Source organism: Lysinibacillus sp. C5.1 (assembly GCF_016350185.1).
GTDB classification, from domain to species: domain Bacteria; phylum Bacillota; class Bacilli; order Bacillales_A; family Planococcaceae; genus Lysinibacillus; species Lysinibacillus sphaericus.
Genome location: NZ_CP066226.1, coordinates 3,037,468 through 3,056,188 on the forward strand (window position 1 = coordinate 3,037,468; position 18,721 = coordinate 3,056,188).

The following is an 18,721-nucleotide window of genomic DNA, read 5'->3' on the forward strand; positions in this document are numbered from 1 at the left end:
CTTTCTTAATGGCAGATAACGCTATAATACAAATGAGGTGAAGGATGATGGAAAAAATGCGCCCCACTCCCGAAGAGCTTTTAACAAGGTTTCATCAGGAACAAACAACTGTCGGTAGATTGAAGATATTTATTGGGTATGCAGCCGGCGTCGGAAAAACGTATGCTATGCTAGATGCCGCACATTTAGCAAAAAAACTTGGAAAAGATGTAGTAATTGGCTATATAGAGCCACATCCTCGACCAGAAACATTAGCATTACTTGATGGGCTTGAACAAATACCTACTAGAACAATCCATTATAAAGGGAGAACTTTTCAAGAATTGGATATTGATGCGGTATTGGAGCGTAAACCGGAAATTGTCCTTATCGATGAGTTGGCTCATAGCAACGTTCCGGTTATGCGACATACAAAACGTTTTGGAGACGTGGAAGAATTACTAGCAAAAGGCATTCATGTCTATACAACCGTTAATATTCAACATATTGAAAGTCTTCATGATGTTGTAGAAGAAATTACTGGGGTAAAAGTGCGCGAACGTATTCCAGATTATTTAATCGATCAAGCCGCGCTCATTAAAATTGTAGATATCGAACCTGATGAGTTAATTCAACGCTTAATAGAAGGAAAAATATATTCCAAACAACAAGCTGAAAAAGCGTTAGCATCTTTTTTTCGCAAACAAAATTTAGTAGCACTGCGGGAAATCGCCCTGCGTAGAACGGCAGATACGATTAATTACAAACAAATAAATGACAGCGAATCGATTAGGCAAACGACACAAATTGAAGAGCATATTTTAGTTGGTATTAGTAGCTCCCCAACCAACGCAAAAGTCATTCGCACTGCTGCCAGACTTGCTCAAGCCTTACATGGTAAATTCACGGCGCTTTATGTACAAAAGGTGAAAGAAGGTGACGATAACGACGCGAATTCCGAGCGGTTACAACAGCATATTAAATTGACCGAACAACTTGGCGGACATGTCGTAATCGTGCAGGAGAATGATGTCGCAGCAGCGCTTGCTAATTATGCTCAAATGAGTGGCGTCACAAAACTGGTACTCGGCAGGACGGTGATGAAAAAGAAATGGTGGCAGCCCAATGCAAAAATCATCGATCGACTCAATGATTATGTACCAAATCTCGCTATTCATATCGTGCCAGACCAAGAAAACGAACAATTTTATTTTCCAGATCTTCGCAATCGACTAACTTTTGAATGGTTAGATTTGTTGAAGATGTCCGTCGTGTTTAGCTTGGCGTCATGTTTAGCCTTATTTTTCTTCACAATGGGCGTCAGCGAATCGAATATTATTACAATTTATATTCTTAGTGTGTTAATTCTTGCGATTTGGTCATCTGGATGGCTCATGACTATTATTAGCTCGGCTGTAGCTGTACTACTGTTCAACTTTTTATTTACAGAGCCACGATTTTCACTGGAAGCATATCATCGGGACTATCCGATGACATTTATGATTATGTTTTTCTCTGGAATTATTACAAGTAGCTTAACGAAAAAGATAAAAGAGCAGGCCATCGTAGCCGTCCGAAAATCCTATCGAATGGAAGTGTTACTTGAAACGAATCGCAAATTACAACACGCTAAGTCCATCGAAGATATCATTACAGAAGGCATGTCTCAAATTGTTAAATTAGTAGAGAAACCTGTCCAATTTTTTGAAATAGAAAATAACATGATTGCTAAATCTGTTTTTTTTCCAACACCAACTCTATCAAATACTGAAAATACGAAAGTAGCTACCCTATTTAAAAATACAAATGAACTAGGCGTCGTTCATTGGGTCATCAACAATAACCATTTTGCTGGCGTGTCGACTGACATTTTCCCAGAAGTAAACGGCTATTATTTGCCCGTTCTTTCAAGTGGCAGTGTAAAGGGTGTCGTTGGCATTGCGCTTTCAAAGCAAACCCCATTACCTGCATTTGAACGCCATATTTTAAATGCCATTATGAATGATTTTTCGTTTGCGTTAGATAAATGGTATTTGCAAAACTTAAATGAAAAAGTTGCAAGAGAAGCTGAACTTGAACAAATGAGAGCGAATCTTTTGCGTGCTATCTCGCATGATTTACGGACACCACTGACTACGATTTCTGGGAATGCGGATATATTGTTAACGAATACAGTTCAAATTCCAGATATAGAAAAAACTCGGTTATATGAAGATATCTATAAAAATTCAAGATGGCTTGTGCAAATGGTCGAAAACTTACTAGCCGTTTCGATGTTAGAGGATGGACAATTTGCCCTCGAGATGCAGTTGGAACTAGTGGAGGATATTATTCAAGAGGCATTGCTACATGTAATTCCACGCAACAATACGCATCATATTTCTTATCATGTAGAGCCCGAATTAGTCATGGCTTTGATGGATGCACGTCTGATTATTCAAGTGCTTATTAATATTATTAATAATGCCCTAACGTATACACCTGCTGGTAGTGACATCTCTTTTATCGCAAAAGAGGAAGGCGAATATGTACATTTTAGTATAGCTGATAATGGACCAGGTATTGACGATTCATTAAAAGAAAAGCTATTTGAACCATTTATCACAGGGAAAGTGCAGCGCAGTGATAGCCGAAGAGGCTTAGGGTTAGGATTAGCATTATGTCAGACGATTTTAACTTTACACGATAGTAAATTAGTAGTTGAAGATAACTACCCGAACGGAACCATCTTTCGTTTTACTTTAAAAAAAGGAGTTGTCAGTATCGATGAATAAACGGATTTTAGTCGTTGAAGACGACATAGCAATTGGCAATTTAATTAAAATGACCTTAACTACCCAAAATTATGAATTCGATATTATGCAAGATGGTTCAAGTGCTTTACAAAAAGCCATAACGTTCAAACCGAATGTAATTATCCTTGACTTAGGATTGCCTGATATGGATGGCCTAGACTTTATTCACAAAATCCGCAGTTGGACACAAACGCCGATTATCGTTGTTAGTGCCCGCGGTGCAGAGCTCGATAAAATTAATGCGCTTGATGCAGGGGCAGATGATTATGTTACAAAACCTTTTAGTGTCGAAGAGCTACTTGCACGCATTCGAGTAGCTTTAAGAAGAACGGTCAGCGAACATCAAATAGAAAATGAATCAGCCGTGTTTGTCAATGGTCATTTAGAAATTGATTACTTGGCTAACACAGTGTTTGTCAACGGTGTGGAAGTACATTTAACCCCCATCGAATATAAACTATTAGTCGTGCTATCCAAGCATGTAGGCAAAGTGTTGACACATAACTTCTTATTGAAGGAAATTTGGCAAAATGTATTACAATCGGACGTCCCTAGTCTTCGAGTTTTTATGGCAACCCTGCGCAAAAAAATAGAAGATAATCCATCCCAACCAAAGTACATTCAGACACACGTTCGTGTTGGCTATCGCATGCTTCGTTATCATGATGATGACTAAAAAACCGATAGGGCAAGTTAGCAAGCGCATTTACCTCTAGTAACCACACTCCTATTGGGGAAAAGTCCGTTATGCCTTTGAATAAGGTGCCAGTTACATGACATGACACCACTTCATTGGCGACAGACAACTTCCCCTATTGGATTGTCTCCTTTTTACTATCTACCTGCTTTAAAGGAAGCATGACTATCCCCCAACCATCCTTATAGCTTAAAGCGACTTTCATATTGTTTCCTACTGTAAACCTCTTATTGATAGATTGCATAAAAGGTGATACTATATTATTTATTTTGACAATGATTATCACTCACAAGGAAGTAGGTAGATTTCATGGACCTTCATGCGGTTCAATTGGGTGAAAAAGTTAAAGTTAAAGACCTACAGCAAGTCGATGCACTCTTAATGAAACGTTTAAATGCATTTGGCATAAAAGAGGGCTGCCAAGTATGTATGGTTCAAAAAGGTTGGTTTTCTGGCGCCTGTATAATGGAATGCCAAGGTCAGAAAATCGGCCTGCGTAAAAAAGACTTAATGAACATAAAGGTAGAACAATTATGAGGCGATTAGCTTTAATAGGAAACCCTAATATTGGAAAAACATCATTATTTAATACATTAACAAATTCATACGAATATGTTGGCAATTGGAGTGGTGTAACGGTTGAAAAAAAGGTAGGACAGGTAAAGAAGCTCAATAAAGAAATAATCGATTTGCCTGGTGTTTATACACTTAATCCTATTTCTAGAGATGAAAGCGTCGTTACTACATTTTTACTAGAAGAACAAATAGATGGGCTTTTAAATATTATCGATGCATCCAATTTTGAACGAAATATGCAACTAACACTCGATTTGTTAGAACTAAGAAAGCCTATTATTATTTGCTTAAATATGATGGACGTTGCGAAGAAAAAAGGCATCTCCATTAACATAGAGAAATTACAAAGTACTTTAGGTGTACCTGTAATTCCAATTGTCGCTCGTACAGGAAAAGGCATCGAGGGGATTTATCAAGCATTAGAAAGCACTTCCCAACTCGAACAACATTTTACGTTAACATACGATACCCCTATCGAAACAGCCATTGCAACGATTGAAGACCTGCTACAAAATGTGGCCGCTGAGCAAAAAAGATGGTGTGCGATTCAATTTTTAATGGGCAATCAGGCTATCGATGCTTTTTTACAAAACGAGGACTACTTGCATAAAATACAAACGATTCGAACGGCACTAGCAACTGAAATAGGTGAGTCGTTAAGTGGCGCCATTACAAATCAACGGGACAGCTACATCGCAACCATTAAAAATGAATTGGTCATTCAAGAGAAAAGTGAAAAACAATGGACCGAACATATAGATAAAGTTTTAACACACCCTGTTTTAGGTGTACCAATCTTCTTAGCGTTGATGTATTTCATGTTTCAAGCAACGTTTGCTTGGATTGGCGGGCCTCTTTCAGATCTTTTGGATCGCTTTGTTGGTGGACCTTTTAGTGAAACGGTTTATAATGGGTTAACGGCAATCGGCGCATCTTCTTTTATTATTCATTTAATTTGTGATGGTATTATCGCCGGTGTTGGAGGGGTAATCGTTTTTATTCCTCAAATCTTTGTCTTGTTTTTCTTTATTTCTTTACTAGAAGATTCGGGCTATATGGCAAGAATTGCAGTCGTTATGGACCGTCTAATGGAATTCTTTGGCTTGAACGGGAAAGCTTTTATTCCCATGATTATCAGTTTTGGTTGCAATGTTCCCGGCATTATGGCGGCAAGAACAATTGAACAACCAAAGGAAAGACTTTTAACTATTCTTGTAGCTCCCTTTATGAGTTGTTCAGCTCGGTTACCGGTTTATGCTTTGTTTGGCGCAGCATTCTTTGCAAAACATCAATCATTGGTTGTCTTATCTTTATATCTATTAGGAATTGTAATAGCATTACTTGTCACAAAGTTATTGTCTATGACACTCCTAAAAAATGAGACGTCAGTTTTCTTTGTCGAATTGCCTTCCTATCATATGCCCCAGTTTAAAACCCTTTGGCGTTCAACATGGGAAAAAGGGAAAGGATTTCTTCGCAAAGCTGGGACAATTATCTTTGCGGGCTCCGTTATCATTTGGCTATTATCCTATATAGGACCACATGGCACAAATGTAGCGATGGATGAAAGCTTTCTCGCAATGATTGGGGGCGCTTTTGGGGTCCTCTTTATACCACTTGGATTTGGGACATGGCAAGCTGGAGCATCCCTTATATCGGGCTTTTTAGCAAAAGAGGTAATTGTTTCAACAATGGCAATTATTTATGGTGTAAATGAAGGTGTATTATCGTCCACTATGACAACCCATTTTAATGCATTAAGTGCCTATACCTTTTTAGTTTTTGTGTTGCTCTACATGCCTTGTTTAGCAACGGTTGGCGCTATTAAAAGAGAAACACAATCTACTAAATGGACGTTATTCGCTACTATTTATCCGTTTGTTGTTGCCTATTTAATTGCACTCGTTGTTTACGCAATTGGGAATCTATTTATTTGAGGTGTAGAAGATGTCGATAATCATCAATGTAGTCATTGGCGGTATTATTTTTGGCTATGCAGGGGTTACTTTATATAAGAGCATTAAGAAACAGAAAAAAGGGAAATGTGCAGCCTGTTCTTTACAGAAAAGTTGTACAACCAATACATGCGCACCTCCGGCTAAAATAAACGATTCCAATCAACATTAACATAGCAACTTTACAAAGGTATTAAAATAGGCATGGCTCCCAAGTATAGGAGTCATGCCTTTTGTATTTCGCATATGAAACGACAACGTATTAGATATTAAATTTATTGATAACTTCTTTCACTGATAACGCTTCCTCACTTAACGATTTAGCAACCGTGTTAATCTCCTGTATAGTTGCCACTTGTTCTTCAATGGTCGCTGCAACGGCATCTGACTGTTCAGCAGCATGGACAGCAGCGGAAGACATTTCATTTACCGAGGCGGCCATTTCTTCTGTACTTGCTGAAATTTGTTGGGTTGAAGCTGAGACATCTTCAATTTGGTCCGTCATCTCTTCAATAGATTTTAAAATATTATCGAAGGAATGTTGGGCATTGCGAATAAATTTCACGCCTTCCTCAACATTGCCTACTGTTTCCCCTACCGCCTTTTCCACTTCTTGCGTATCTTGTTGAATAAGCGTTACTAGCTCGACAATTTGTTTTGCGGATTCTTTGGATTCCTCTGCTAGTTTGCGTACTTCATCTGCAACAATTGCAAAACCTTTCCCATGCTCTCCTGCACGGGCTGCTTCGATTGCGGCATTAAGTGCCAACAGATTCGTTTGTTCCGTAATAGCAGAAATCACTTTTGTAATATTAACAATTTCAGCAGATTGAGTACTTAGCTGATCGATTCGATCACTTGTTGATTGAGATGATTGTTGAATAATCGACATTTGCTTTTCTGCAATTTGTAAGGTTTGTTCGCCTTCGTTTGCAGCAGATTGTGTACTAATTGCTTTTGTATGAAGCATTTGTGTAGCTTCTGCAATACGTTGAACACCTTGTGCAGTTTCATCCATCGCTATCGAACTCTCCCGCCCAGTTGCAGCAGATTGATTATCACTAAAAGCCATTCGTTCGACAAGATTGGCAATATCGTTTGAAGAATGTGATATCTCGTCCGTACTAGCTGCTAATTGCTCCGCTGCGGAAGTGGTATGTTCCACATTCAATGTCATGTTATGAATAAGTGAATGTAAATTAGATTTCATCAAATTAAATGAATCTGCTAATTTTCTTATTTCATCATTTGTTCGAACTTCTATATCCTTTTGACATAAATCGCCTTTTGCAATCACTTCAGCCGCTGCCGCCAATTTATTTACTGGCACAACAATTGAACGAACTAACAAGACGCCAACTGCTAAACAAATGACTAAAATAATGCCAAATATCCATAAGAACACGTCTCTATTATGGTCGACAAGATGTTCAACATTGTCTAATTTTTTTTGCATTTCGGCAATGCTATCTTGTTGGAATACATCTACTTTTTCATTAATTTCTATTGACGTTGTATCAAATTCAAGCATTATTTGATTACCAGCCTCATGGCCACCTTCTATATAACTAGTTGCCATTTTCTGCCCAGTGCTATAGTAGGCATCAAATGCACGTTTAATCGTATCTAATTTTTCTTGCTGTTGGGGATGAAGGCTTTTCAATTGTTCTAAGTCTCGATAAAAAATTTCACTATATTTTTGTGCCAAGTCAAACCCATCATCTAAATTATTTTGGGCACGTGTGGCACTAATATCCGTTAAATACTGTTGTACCTGCACAACTGACAACTTCATTTCATCTGCTAGCAATGTAGATTGAAATGTCTTTTCCTTTATTACTTGTATTTCCTCTAGCTGCGAAGATGCATTTCGTTGTTGAACAATCCCCATTACTAGAACAAGCAATATAATAATACCAAACGATAACACACTTCTTAATTTAATTGTCACAAAAAACCCTCCTCAATTGGACCCGACTATTACAGTTTTGTAAAAATAACAAACCACATTTACATAACTGTAACATATTTCTTACAATCCAATCGCTATTATTCATTTTTCCACTAATATAATCCATAATACACATTCTTTTTGCCTAAGTTAGCACTTACCAACAAATTATTATACGCTTGCTCAAGTAAAAATATTGTGTATTTTTTTAGAATTTTATTTACAAAGCAGTTGATGGAACGATGTATTTACAGCTGTTCTTTCATGATTCCTTACGATTTCTTCCACTTTCTAGTTATTAGTCGTTGTCGAACGCTAACATCAGCGTCTGCATATCATATCTATAATCAGGTATGTCATCAATGAAAAACGTACAATGAAAGGAGATCATTATGGTATTTAGACCACCTTATCAATTCCCTATGTATCCAAATGGCATGCAAATGCCTGCGCAAATGCCCATGCAAATGCGGATGCCAACACCTCCACAAATGCCACCGCAGTCCTTTTACCCGCCTGGAGGCTTTCCTCAACCACGAATTCCAGGTGGCTTTCCAATGTCTGGGGGCATGAGGGGGGCATTCGGAGGGCAAATGCCGACACCACCTGTACAGGAGCCTTCTAAAATCGGTTCATTTTTACAACAGGCAAATAGTTTATTTAACTCTGCCAAAACGTATACCCCTTATATACAACAAGCAATGCCTATGGTAAAAAACATTCCTTCACTATTAAAACTATATAAAGGTTTTTCAGGGCTCCCTGCAGCTGGAGCGGCGGCGGGTGCGGCAGCAACTGATGCAGCCGCTGCTAGCAATGTCGCAGGTTCAACAAGAACTAGACGTTCAACACAACAAAGTGCGTCGACTACTCCGCGACAACCACTTCCATCGAAGCCGCGCATTTTCCAGCCACCTATGGAGTGAAGGTTTCTTTGTATTCGCCGTGCCTGTCCGTTATAATGTAGGTAGGTAAGCTTGAAAGGAGTCACAACCATGCAAGTATTAAAAATTAATCCACGTGGCTATTGCTACGGTGTTGTTGATGCGATGGTCATTGCACGTAACGCCGCACTCGATAAAACATTACCAAGACCTATCTACATTTTAGGGATGATTGTGCACAATAAGCATGTTACAGATGCCTTTGAAGAGGATGGTATCATTACACTAGATGGTGATAATCGCTTAGAAATTATTGAACAGGTTGAAACAGGCACTGTTATTTTCACAGCACATGGTGTTTCACCTGAAATTCGTGAAATTGCGAAACGCAAAGGCCTAGTATCCATTGATGCTACATGTCCTGACGTAACAGTAACACACGATTTGATTCGTGAAAAATCAGCTGAGGGCTATGATATTATTTATATCGGTAAGAAAGGTCATCCAGAGCCAGAGGGGGCAATTGGTGTTGCTCCAGACCATGTTCATTTAGTACAATCTTCATCGGATATCGATGCATTAAACTTAACGAATGATAAATTGCTCGTCACGAACCAAACGACTATGAGTCAATGGGACGTTGCACATTTAATGGATAGTTTAAAAGAAAAGTTCCCACATATCGAAGTTCATAAAGAAATTTGTTTAGCGACACAAGTACGTCAAGAAGCAGTTGCGAAACAAGCAGGGGAAGCTGATTTACTAATTGTTGTTGGTGATCCAAAATCTAATAACTCAAACCGTCTTACACAAGTATCAGTAGAAATTGCTGGCACACCTTCGTATCGTATTGCAGACGTTTCGGAGCTTAAAATTGATTGGTTAAAAGGAATTAATACTGTTGCTGTCACTGCCGGTGCCTCAACTCCAACCCCTATTGTAAAAGAGGTTATTACTTTCCTTGAGCAATTCGATGAAAAAGACGAAACAACGCATACGATCCAACGGACGGTGACACTTGATAAAATTTTACCAAAAATTAAAACGCCTAAACCTGTCGATAAAATTATGCCTTACTAATTGACTTAGGGCGATGTTAAAGTACTTGAACAAAACGAAAAAGTGTTAGATTGATTGTCATCAATCTAACACTTTTTTGCTACGCCGTTGTTGTCCGCTTCGGCGCTACTTTCCGCTCAGCACACCTTAGTGTCATTTACTAAAATAATAATTAATTGGGCGACCAATGCCACCGTAATGGACATCCATCGTAATTTCCTGTTGTTTTTCTAAATAATCTAAGTACCGTCTTGCTGTTACACGCGCAATGCCCACCCCACTGGCAACATCTTCTGCTGATGCACCGTCCACTGATTGTAAATAATGAACCACTTTTTCAAGTGTTGCTCGATTAAAGCCTTTCGGCAACGTTTTTTCAGACTTTTCTTCATTTGCTAGCTCACGTTTTTCTTGCTCATTATGATAATGGAATAATTGATCGAGCTCTCCTTGCGTAAATTCTCTTTCTGTTTGCATTTGTTGCTTAAAGCGCTTGTAATTTTCCAGCGTTCCTTGTACGCGCTCAAATGAAAAAGGCTTCATGATATAATCGAAGACACCAAGGTGCAAAACTTGTTTAACGGTTTCCATATCATTGGCTGCTGTTACGGTAATAACGTCGACTGGTATTTTCAATTCTCGAATTTTCCGCAAGCTTGTTAGGCCATCCTGCTCTGGCATAAAAATATCCATAAATACAAGGTCTGGTTGTAGTGAACAAATTTGCTCTATGCCCTCTACGCCGTTTGAGGCTTGTCCTATTACCTCAAATCCGGCTACTTTTTCGATGAATTGACGGTTTACTTCCCGCACCATCGGATCGTCCTCTATTAATAACACGTTTATTTGTGTCACTGTCAAGCCCTCCATATACTCTAGTACAACTCATTAGCGAAAAAATCGCTGTATATTAAGAATGATAAAATGTTAATAAAAAGCTCGTCCCTTTGTTCGGCTCACTTATTACTTCAATTTCACCCTGTCCTTTTTGGACAATTTCTTTTATTAAATATAGTCCAATTCCTCGACCCTTTTTTTCTTTCGTCGAATAGCCATTATCAAAAATATGTGCCTTTACTGCCTCTGACATGCCGACACCGTTATCCGTTACTAATATTGCCAGTACATCTTCATCTTCATCCACCGAAATATGCACAACCTTTTCTTCCATCGGACTATCCTTTAATGCATCAAAGGCATTTTCGATTAGATTCCCAAAAATAATAACAAAATCGTGATGATCTAAATTTTTCGGAAATGTTGTCAGACGACTAGCTCTGTCTATTTCAAGTGTAATCCCATGCTCTTTCGCATGAGCAATTTTACTGAGCAATAGACCCGATATATTTTCATTTTTAATGCGCTCATTTAAAAACTTCGTAATTTCATCATGTTCTTCTTTTACTTGCGTTAAGTAAGTAAGTGCCTGATCATAATGGCCAAGCTGTAAAAGACCAGCAATCGTATGCAATTTATTTTTATGTTCATGCGTTTGGACACGTAATGCCTGTACAAACGCCTTTACACCTGTAAGTTCTTCGGCTAGCTTTTTCACTTCTGTACGATCCTTGAACATAGCCACCGCACCAACGGTTTCACCATTTACCTGTATAGGAATCCGATTGCTCATAATACTATGATTATTGATATAAAGTTCACGATTATATAGTGGGCGATCTAGCGCTAATATCTCGGGTAGACGTGTATCTGGTAATACTTCGAAGATTTTTTTGCCTATTAATGCCGAAGGTCGGTGTGCTACGCCTAATATATCACATGCTTTTTCATTAAAGATTGTAATTGTAAATTCTTTATCAATGGCAATAATTCCCTCATGCATTGCGTTAAATGTTTCAGTTCGTTCCACATACATTTTAGCAATTTCGTGTGGTTCTAATCCAAACATTTGCTTTTTCATATGTCGCCCTAAAGTTTGAGCACCCCATGCGCTAAATAACAATGACATAACTAATGTAATGATTAGCTCTTTTTGTATAGACGATAGTAGCTCGCTAACTGTTAACACACTAAACCCTACAATCACTACGCCAATTTGACGTCCGTCATCATTCATAATCGGGACAAAAGCACGCACCATATCACCATGTTCACCATGCGCAATTGATGTATAATAATGCTCCGAAAATGCCGCGTTTAAATCACCTGACTGTGATATGGTCCCTATTTCTTCCGAGTTCGGATGGGAATACTTGCGTCGTTGCATATCCAGAACCACAATATACTGTGCTCCGTTAATATCCCTAATTTCTTCCACAACAGGATTAATATGTTTAGTTGCTTCTAAAAAATCGCTGTTTGCAATGGCCGATTTTAATTCTGGTAACTGTGATACGGTTTTTGCTACCAATAACGCCTGTTCTGCTAACTTTTCTTTTTGCTCGTTCATCACAAACCCTAGTAAAAACGTACCACCAATACTAAAGGAAAGCATGAGTATAAAAAAAGTAAGAGACATGATTTTTCCCTTCATCGATAATTTTTGAAATTTCAATATCATTGCCTCCTTCTTACTATGTATTAGCTTTCTCCCTATGTTAGAATAACAAAAACATGTGAAAATACGAATCAATTGGGTGTATTATATGAAAAATTTTATTTTTGGAACGATTGCCACTGTTTTCGTTTTAACGATTGTATTTAGTATACAGCAAGGTTTTCTGTTTTCGAAAACCTTGCCGTATGATGATGAACAAAAAGGACTCGACAAACAAATTACCATCCATTTAAGTCATGTTGTAGCGGAGAATACGCCGAAAGGACAAGCTGCAACTAAATTTGCAGAACTTGTTGAAGAAAAAACAAATGGTAAGGTTAAAGTACATGTCTATCCAAATGCCTCGCTATATAACGATGAAAATGAATTCCAAGCGTTACAAGATGGAAAAGTTGAAATGATTATCCCTACTTTTTCTAAAATGACTTCTTACCTACCAGATTGGCAAGTACTTGATCTGCCCTATCTTTTTCATACAGATGATGAAGTACGTGAAGTTTTGACAGGTCCCATCGGTGAACAATTACTAGATGAGCTGAAGCCTTTTAATGTTCGCGGCCTCGGTTTTTGGCATAATGGCTTTAAACATTTAACTGCCGAGCATCCAATTCATTCATTTGAGGATTTACAAGGGTTACGCATACGTACCATGCCAAGCAAAACACTTGAAAAACAATTCAGCTTAGTAGGTGCAACGCCAGTATCGATTTCCTTTAGTGAAATTTTTACTGACCTTGAAGCACACGCTATCGATGCACAAGAGAACACGGCATCTAATATTTTTTCCAAAGGCTTTTACAAAGTTCAAAAAAATATGACATTAACTAAACATGGTATTTTAGGTTATTCGGTTTTAATGAATGAAAAATTTTGGGAACAGCTACCACCCAAAGTTCAAAAACAACTAATGGAAGCGATGAAAGAAACTACTGACTGGCAATTTAAGCAAGCAGTTTTTATGAACAGCAATGATTTACGTAAACTACAACAAGAGAACGATTTTGAAATTTACACAATGAGTGATGCAGAACGACAACGTTTTCAAGAAAAACTAGCTCCTGTCTATGATTTCTATAAAGCAGATGTCAAACAGCATCATATACTATCTGAAATCCAAAAAATTGTTTCTCCCTAAACTTTTTGGTCATTTTGGCTAAATCCTCACTTTTCGTGAGGATTTTTTCTTTTGTATTATAATAGATTCAATAATTTACAATCTACTATAAAACAGCCTTCAACCCTTGATATTACTAACTTCCAAACTATCGAAACGAAAAATGAACAAAATGAACAATAGAAACTTTACGGTCATAAAAACTATTGTCGGAAAATTTCAGCTATGATAACCACATGAAAGCGTTCACAAATTATACATTTTTCAAGGGGGAAGTATTATGCGTATAAATTTTAAAAACTTAACGGTACAAGTGCTGATTGCCATCGTACTCGGTATTATTGTTGGAGCCGCATTCCCAGAGTTCGGTGCTAGCTTAAAAATACTAGCTGATATATTTATTAAATTAATTAAGATGTTAATTGCACCTATAATTTTCTTAACGGTCGTTATCGGAATTGGTAGCATGGGCGATGTGAAAAAGGTCGGAAAAATTGGTGGGAAAGCATTAATTTATTTTGAAATTGTCTCTACTTTCGCACTTGCGATTGGCTTACTTGTAGTAAATATTATTCAACCTGGTAAAGGATTTAATACTGATGCAGCCAATGCTGCAGATGTTGCTCAATATACAGAGCAAGCTGCTGCTGCTGAGCATGGATTTGGAGCATTTATAATGCAAATTATTCCTGATAATGTAGTTGGTGCACTAGCAAATGGCGAGTTATTGCCTGTCTTATTTTCTGCAGTATTATTCGGTTTAGCTGCTGCTGCTATAGGTGAACCAGCAAAACCTGTTATCAAATTTTTTGAACACGTTGCAGATATTTTCTTTAAAATTGTCAATATGGTGATGAAAATTTCTCCAATTGGTGCATTTGGTGCGATGAGTTACACAATTGGGAACTTCGGTTTAAAATCGCTTGGTAATTTAGGTTTCTTAATGCTCTCTGTGTACCTTACAATGTTCCTATTTATTGTTGTCATTATTGGTTTAATTACACGTTACTTTGGCTTTAATATTTTTAAATTTATTAAATACATCAAAGATGAAATTTTTATCGTAATCGGTACTTCTTCTTCAGAATCTGCGCTACCTTCTATGATGCGCAAATTAGAAAATTACGGTTGTTCAAAACAAGTTGTTGGACTTGTTATGCCAACAGGTTATTCTTTTAACTTGGACGGTACTTCCATTTATTTATCCATGGCGGCTATTTTTATTGCCCAAGCTTATGGGGTAGATTTAGATATTTGGCATCAGCTTACTTTACTAGGGATTTTAATGTTAACTTCTAAAGGTGCTGCCGGTGTCACAGGCTCAGGCTTTATTACGCTAGCTGCAACACTTGCTGCATTCCCGATGATTCCTGTAGAAGGTATAGCTCTGTTAATAGGTGTAGACCGCTTTATGTCTGAGGCTCGTGCTGTCACTAACCTAATTGGTAACGGTGTAGCAACAGTTGTCGTATCGAAGATGGAAAAAGAATTTGATACGGACCAAGAAAAACGCGCTCTTTCAGGTGAAATGATTCACAACGCTTAAACATAAAACATCCAATCTACTAGTAAAGTTAGTAGATTGGATGTTTTTTTATAGTAAGTCAATCCTTTTGCTAGTTTTCTTGCACGCCCCGTGTCTTAAGAAATTTTTTAGTCAAGCGAATCAGAAAAGCACTTACTATTGCTATTCCCAAAAACGACGTCACTATAAAAACGATCGGGGAACCTATAAAAACGAACATCACATCGGTATGACTTTCTGCTACATATCTCTCCCCTAGTTTTACCTTTCCGAAAATCTCTTTAATATATGACCATCCATACATAATGAAAACGAATAGTATATGTAGGACTAACGAACAAAAAAATGCCTGCAAAGCCGTTTTCAGCATAAACTTTTCCTAGTTCGCTGAAACATAGGAAAGAATGTACACCAAATCATCAATTTTTCCACTTCCCTTTTCTATGGAATAAATAACTATTTTAACATAAAAAGAAAAACCGTAACGCCTTCATTAGTAGCAAGAAGTTCGGTTTATCTTTTCTCTAAAAGGTTAAATATGTTCAAAATGGTTACTTTATTTCTCCTTCCAACACTTCAATCACTTCTTTTAGCGTATTGATTGTGCCGACATTGCCAGGGAAAATGATCGATTCGGAGCAGACAGCATGCACAAAGTTAAAATGATTCCCAACACTCAATAATGAAACCTCCAGTCTTGCTTACTCGTATAGTAAGTAAATTGGAGGTTTTTTTATGGCAACATTTACACTTACATATTCCCAAGCATTTGATAGACCGTCAAAGTACCCTATCCTAAATAGTCACCATGAAACAGTTTGTATTCTCCAACCTGTCGAACGTTCCAATATTGTAAAAGTACTGAATGTAGCTGCACTAGTAGCAACACAACAATCGTTGCCACATCGCTATGAAACGTGCACTACGAAAGGAGAAGCTCTTTTTCAAGTGCGTTCCACACTGATAACACAAGGTGTAAGCCATCACTTAATCATGCCAGATGGAAGCATGATACCTATTCAGCGAAAAACGGTTCAATTATTGGAATCTTCCTATTCCTTTACAATGGATGGCCTCGTCTTTCGTTTTGAGAAAGACTTTACTTCAACCGCATTTTTATATTGCAATGATGAAAAAATTGCGAGTGCAAGCTTTGTAGATAGTGGGATTCGTCGCGAAGGAATTGTCTTTAAACTGTTTCAATCAGATGATACTTTATTTGTCGCTTTAGTAGCCTCACTTTTTCAATCTCTATTTGCCATAGGTAACTAACGACACATATGCTATAATTTGAGTCATGCTATATAAATGTGAGGTACAGTATGAACGGTCAAAATCGAAAAGATATTTATCCGGGCCTAGAGGTCAATATAATTCTTAAAAAAGATCAGCGAACAGGTGTTAAAACGAGAGGTATCGTGAAAGATATTTTAACCAACTCCTCGAACCATCCACATGGTATTAAAGTTCGTTTAACAGATGGCCAAATAGGTAGAGTGTGTGACATACTACAAAAGTAAAGAACGTATAACAAAAGAGACTGTTCTAATAAAGAACAGTCTCTTTTGTTTGAAATTGTGTGAGAATTGTTTGAGTGACTGGCACTTAAATTTGGACTTTTAATTCCTTTACATAGACAGCTGTTCCTGTGATTGAAATGTCCAATTCACCATCTACTTTGTTTACATGAACATGGACGCGACCATCTCGGTCAAGCTCTTGACCTTGCTCAACAACGAGTGTTTTTGGATATAACACTTCAGAATCGATGTACTTTGCGTAATATGCTCCCATGACGCCTGAAGCCGTCCCCGTTACGATATCTTGTATTGTGCCAGAGTATGGCGATGAAAAATGTCTAGCATGCATATCTGCCGACTTATCGAATGCTTGTAAACAAAATGGATGCAACGATGCTGTTGGCATTTCTTGTAATATAGACGGAAATGTAGCAGTTTGTGGACTCATTTTTTCAAACGAGGCTAAGTGCTGGACAGGTAATAATAAAGTCCATAAGCCTGTGCTTCCATAGACAATGGGTAATTCTGCATGTAATTCATCTTCGTTTAAACCAATCGACTGTGCAAGCGCTGCCTTAGAACCGTTAAAATCTACGAATTGTGGTGCCGCATGTTGCATTGTTATGTATAGCTTTTCCTCTTTTTCTTCCAGCAGGATTGGCAATATCCCCGCCTTCGTTTCAATTGTAATGCTTGATTTATTTGCTAAAAACCCTTGTGTTTGTAGAGCATAAATGGTTGCCATTGTGGCGTGTCCACATAAATCCACCTCGTGCCCTGGTGTAAAATATCGGATACGTATGTCTGCTTGATTAGATGGCAAGGCAAAGGCAGTTTCATTAAAGCCTACCATTTTAGCAATCTCTTGCATTTCTTGCTCACTGTATTGGCTTCCTTCCACTACAACCCCAGCAGGATTCCCCTTATTAGGCTCCGTACTAAATGCATCATAATGTTGAACAGTTACTATTTGCATAAACTTCCCCACTTTTTGTTAGAATGTTATCATGGTATTTGCCAGAACTTTTTTCTAATGAATTCTGCTACCTTTATCATAATGCATTTGATTATCCTATGGAGAAGTTTCTTTGAATTTTCATAATTGTTTGGGTGACTGGCACTGTCATTTTATTTTTATCGGGCGTTCCAAAGCCATCAGTTCTTCGTCCAGCGCTGATAATTGACTTTCCACTACATATTTTGCATCTGAAATGGCCGCATTATAAATATATGGAGCAATATTCTCTTTTATAAAATCAAATACCCTTTCTGCCTCAAAATCGGAAATATCCTCTTCACGTTGATTATAGAAAAAGCGTTGTATATCAGCGATGATTTGTTCTTGTTGCTCCTTAGTTAAACGAATAAACACAATTCGCCACTCCCTTCTGCATTGCGTTAAATCAAGTATAGACGAAGGTAGAAATTTGTATAGTGAATTTTTATTTTAATCGCATTTAAATGTAGGCTGTCATGAAGCGCTGGAACATCAGAACAATAATCCACCGTTTCGCTTCTCTTACATAAATGGATTCAAATTTATACTTCGATCACAAACACTTACAAGCCTTTCATCATGCGTTGCAATAATCACACTAGCACCGTTTTCACTACACTTTCTTAGTAGATTAATAATGATTTCTCTGTTCGATTGATCAAGAGAGGCTGTTGGTTCATCCGCAAAGATAATTGTGGCTTTCTTATAAATGGCGCGTGCTACGCCTAGACGCTGTTTTTCTCCTCCTGATAACACAGCCGCCATTTCCTGACCTCTTCCCCCAAGTCCAACCGTATGTAGAATTTCCTCCACAATCTTTGCCTTTGCTTGTTGCTTATTTAATGTCACGTTATAACTAATGTTTTCATCCTCAATAATCCCATAATCTTGATAAATAAATGCCGCTTTATCTTTCCAAAAACTTGTTTTTTCTTTTTCCTTCCATTTACTAGCATTTTGATTTTCTATTAGGATGTCCCCGCTATTAACTGATTGGATAAGCCCTAAACAATTTAACAGTGTTGTTTTGCCACTACCAGATGGACCGGTAATGGCAATCATTTCATTCGGGTTGATCTCAAGAGAAATATTAGAAAAAATCGTTTTGCCACTAATTTCAATGCCAATATTTTTCGTTTGAATAATCATATTCA

At 37.7% G+C, this 18,721-nt stretch carries 18 protein-coding genes; 11 read left to right on the plus strand and 7 right to left on the minus strand.

The window, feature by feature from the left end; translation table 11 throughout:
- The first annotated feature begins 44 nt into the window (after positions 1-44).
- The 5 genes from I5435_RS14825 to I5435_RS14845 all read left to right on the plus strand — a co-directional run bounded on the left by I5435_RS14825 (position 45) and on the right by I5435_RS14845 (position 6,174).
- Complete coding sequence (locus tag I5435_RS14825; RefSeq protein ID WP_227665361.1) at positions 45-2,753, plus strand: sensor histidine kinase; 2,709 nt, start codon at positions 45-47, stop codon at positions 2,751-2,753.
- Entirely contained in the window at positions 2,746-3,450 is a 705-nt protein-coding gene (locus I5435_RS14830) for a response regulator (RefSeq protein ID WP_024362990.1), read from the plus strand. The genes I5435_RS14825 and I5435_RS14830 overlap by 8 nt, the downstream gene beginning before the upstream one ends.
- 330 nt (positions 3,451-3,780) lie before the next feature.
- Entirely contained in the window at positions 3,781-4,008 is a 228-nt protein-coding gene (locus I5435_RS14835; RefSeq protein WP_024362991.1) for a FeoA family protein, read from the plus strand.
- Positions 4,005-5,984, plus strand: a complete 1,980-nt coding sequence (feoB, locus tag I5435_RS14840) for a ferrous iron transport protein B (RefSeq protein WP_024362992.1) — start codon at positions 4,005-4,007, stop codon at positions 5,982-5,984. Before I5435_RS14835 ends, feoB begins: the two co-directional genes overlap by 4 nt.
- A 16-nt stretch (positions 5,985-6,000) precedes the next feature.
- Positions 6,001-6,174 carry a FeoB-associated Cys-rich membrane protein gene (locus I5435_RS14845; protein WP_080653342.1) on the plus strand — a complete coding sequence of 58 codons (174 nt, stop codon included), beginning with the start codon at positions 6,001-6,003 and terminating at the stop codon, positions 6,172-6,174.
- A 90-nt stretch (positions 6,175-6,264) separates the two neighbouring features.
- Here I5435_RS14845 and I5435_RS14850 read toward each other — a convergent pair whose 3' ends face one another.
- Positions 6,265-7,953, minus strand: a complete 1,689-nt coding sequence (locus I5435_RS14850) for a methyl-accepting chemotaxis protein (RefSeq protein ID WP_229387105.1) — start codon at positions 7,951-7,953, stop codon at positions 6,265-6,267.
- A gap of 392 nt (positions 7,954-8,345) precedes the next feature.
- On the opposite strand from I5435_RS14850, the gene vrrA reads away from it, so the two are divergent.
- Positions 8,346-8,879 (plus strand): VrrA/YqfQ family protein, encoded by a 534-nt coding sequence (vrrA, locus tag I5435_RS14855; RefSeq protein ID WP_337982518.1) that lies wholly within the window; start codon positions 8,346-8,348, stop codon positions 8,877-8,879.
- A 69-nt stretch (positions 8,880-8,948) separates the two neighbouring features.
- The gene (locus I5435_RS14860) at positions 8,949-9,917 is read left to right on the plus strand and encodes a 4-hydroxy-3-methylbut-2-enyl diphosphate reductase (protein WP_024362995.1); all 969 of its coding nucleotides are present in this window, start codon (positions 8,949-8,951) and stop codon (positions 9,915-9,917) included.
- A 132-nt stretch (positions 9,918-10,049) separates the two neighbouring features.
- On the opposite strand, the gene I5435_RS14865 is transcribed toward I5435_RS14860, so the two are convergent.
- Entirely contained in the window at positions 10,050-10,751 is a 702-nt protein-coding gene (locus I5435_RS14865) for a response regulator (RefSeq protein WP_024362996.1), read from the minus strand.
- Between the two features lie 55 nt (positions 10,752-10,806).
- Positions 10,807-12,387, minus strand: a complete 1,581-nt coding sequence (locus I5435_RS14870; protein WP_428842421.1) for an ATP-binding protein — start codon at positions 12,385-12,387, stop codon at positions 10,807-10,809.
- A gap of 112 nt (positions 12,388-12,499) precedes the next feature.
- Here I5435_RS14870 and I5435_RS14875 point away from each other — a divergent pair, with 112 nt between their 5' ends.
- Both I5435_RS14875 and I5435_RS14880 read left to right on the plus strand, forming a co-directional pair.
- Positions 12,500-13,546 (plus strand): TRAP transporter substrate-binding protein, encoded by a 1,047-nt coding sequence (locus I5435_RS14875; RefSeq protein WP_025220011.1) that lies wholly within the window; start codon positions 12,500-12,502, stop codon positions 13,544-13,546.
- Between the two features lie 259 nt (positions 13,547-13,805).
- Positions 13,806-15,071, plus strand: a complete 1,266-nt coding sequence (locus I5435_RS14880; protein WP_024362999.1) for a dicarboxylate/amino acid:cation symporter — start codon at positions 13,806-13,808, stop codon at positions 15,069-15,071.
- Positions 15,072-15,601: 530 nt separating this feature from the next.
- Here the strand turns inward: I5435_RS14880 and I5435_RS14885 are convergent.
- Complete coding sequence (locus I5435_RS14885; protein WP_258842304.1) at positions 15,602-15,730, minus strand: hypothetical protein; 129 nt, start codon at positions 15,728-15,730, stop codon at positions 15,602-15,604.
- 55 nt (positions 15,731-15,785) lie between these two features.
- Here I5435_RS14885 and I5435_RS14890 point away from each other — a divergent pair, with 55 nt between their 5' ends.
- Positions 15,786-16,322: a tubby C-terminal domain-like protein gene (locus I5435_RS14890; RefSeq protein WP_108029789.1), complete on the plus strand. Its 537-nt coding sequence runs from the start codon at positions 15,786-15,788 to the stop codon at positions 16,320-16,322.
- A 50-nt stretch (positions 16,323-16,372) separates the two neighbouring features.
- The gene (locus I5435_RS14895; RefSeq protein ID WP_024363006.1) at positions 16,373-16,570 is read left to right on the plus strand and encodes a YwbE family protein; all 198 of its coding nucleotides are present in this window, start codon (positions 16,373-16,375) and stop codon (positions 16,568-16,570) included.
- 85 nt (positions 16,571-16,655) lie between these two features.
- On the opposite strand, the gene I5435_RS14900 is transcribed toward I5435_RS14895, so the two are convergent.
- The 3 genes from I5435_RS14900 to I5435_RS14910 form a co-directional block, all read right to left on the minus strand.
- Complete coding sequence (locus I5435_RS14900; RefSeq protein ID WP_337982519.1) at positions 16,656-17,546, minus strand: PhzF family phenazine biosynthesis protein; 891 nt, start codon at positions 17,544-17,546, stop codon at positions 16,656-16,658.
- 147 nt (positions 17,547-17,693) lie between these two features.
- Complete coding sequence (locus I5435_RS14905) at positions 17,694-17,942, minus strand: DUF2164 domain-containing protein (RefSeq protein WP_337982520.1); 249 nt, start codon at positions 17,940-17,942, stop codon at positions 17,694-17,696.
- Positions 17,943-18,089: 147 nt separating this feature from the next.
- Positions 18,090-18,716 carry an ABC transporter ATP-binding protein gene (locus I5435_RS14910; RefSeq protein WP_108029792.1) on the minus strand — a complete coding sequence of 209 codons (627 nt, stop codon included), beginning with the start codon at positions 18,714-18,716 and terminating at the stop codon, positions 18,090-18,092.
- Positions 18,717-18,721 lie beyond the last annotated feature (5 nt).

Excerpts from the sequence above, each read along its gene's own strand:
- I5435_RS14825 (WP_227665361.1), top strand. The coding sequence starts at position 45 with ATGATGGAAAAAATGCGCCCCACTCCCGAAGAGCTTTTAACAAGGTTT.
- I5435_RS14830 (WP_024362990.1), top strand. The coding sequence starts at position 2,746 with ATGAATAAACGGATTTTAGTCGTTGAAGACGACATAGCAATTGGCAAT.
- I5435_RS14835 (WP_024362991.1), top strand. The coding sequence starts at position 3,781 with ATGGACCTTCATGCGGTTCAATTGGGTGAAAAAGTTAAAGTTAAAGAC.
- feoB (WP_024362992.1), top strand. The coding sequence starts at position 4,005 with ATGAGGCGATTAGCTTTAATAGGAAACCCTAATATTGGAAAAACATCA.
- vrrA (WP_337982518.1), top strand. The coding sequence starts at position 8,346 with ATGGTATTTAGACCACCTTATCAATTCCCTATGTATCCAAATGGCATG.
- I5435_RS14860 (WP_024362995.1), top strand. The coding sequence starts at position 8,949 with ATGCAAGTATTAAAAATTAATCCACGTGGCTATTGCTACGGTGTTGTT.
- I5435_RS14870 (WP_428842421.1), bottom strand. The coding sequence starts at position 12,387 with ATGAAGGGAAAAATCATGTCTCTTACTTTTTTTATACTCATGCTTTCC.
- I5435_RS14875 (WP_025220011.1), top strand. The coding sequence starts at position 12,500 with ATGAAAAATTTTATTTTTGGAACGATTGCCACTGTTTTCGTTTTAACG.
- I5435_RS14880 (WP_024362999.1), top strand. The coding sequence starts at position 13,806 with ATGCGTATAAATTTTAAAAACTTAACGGTACAAGTGCTGATTGCCATC.
- I5435_RS14890 (WP_108029789.1), top strand. The coding sequence starts at position 15,786 with ATGGCAACATTTACACTTACATATTCCCAAGCATTTGATAGACCGTCA.
- I5435_RS14895 (WP_024363006.1), top strand. The coding sequence starts at position 16,373 with ATGAACGGTCAAAATCGAAAAGATATTTATCCGGGCCTAGAGGTCAAT.
- I5435_RS14900 (WP_337982519.1), bottom strand. The coding sequence starts at position 17,546 with ATGCAAATAGTAACTGTTCAACATTATGATGCATTTAGTACGGAGCCT.
- I5435_RS14910 (WP_108029792.1), bottom strand. The coding sequence starts at position 18,716 with ATGATTATTCAAACGAAAAATATTGGCATTGAAATTAGTGGCAAAACG.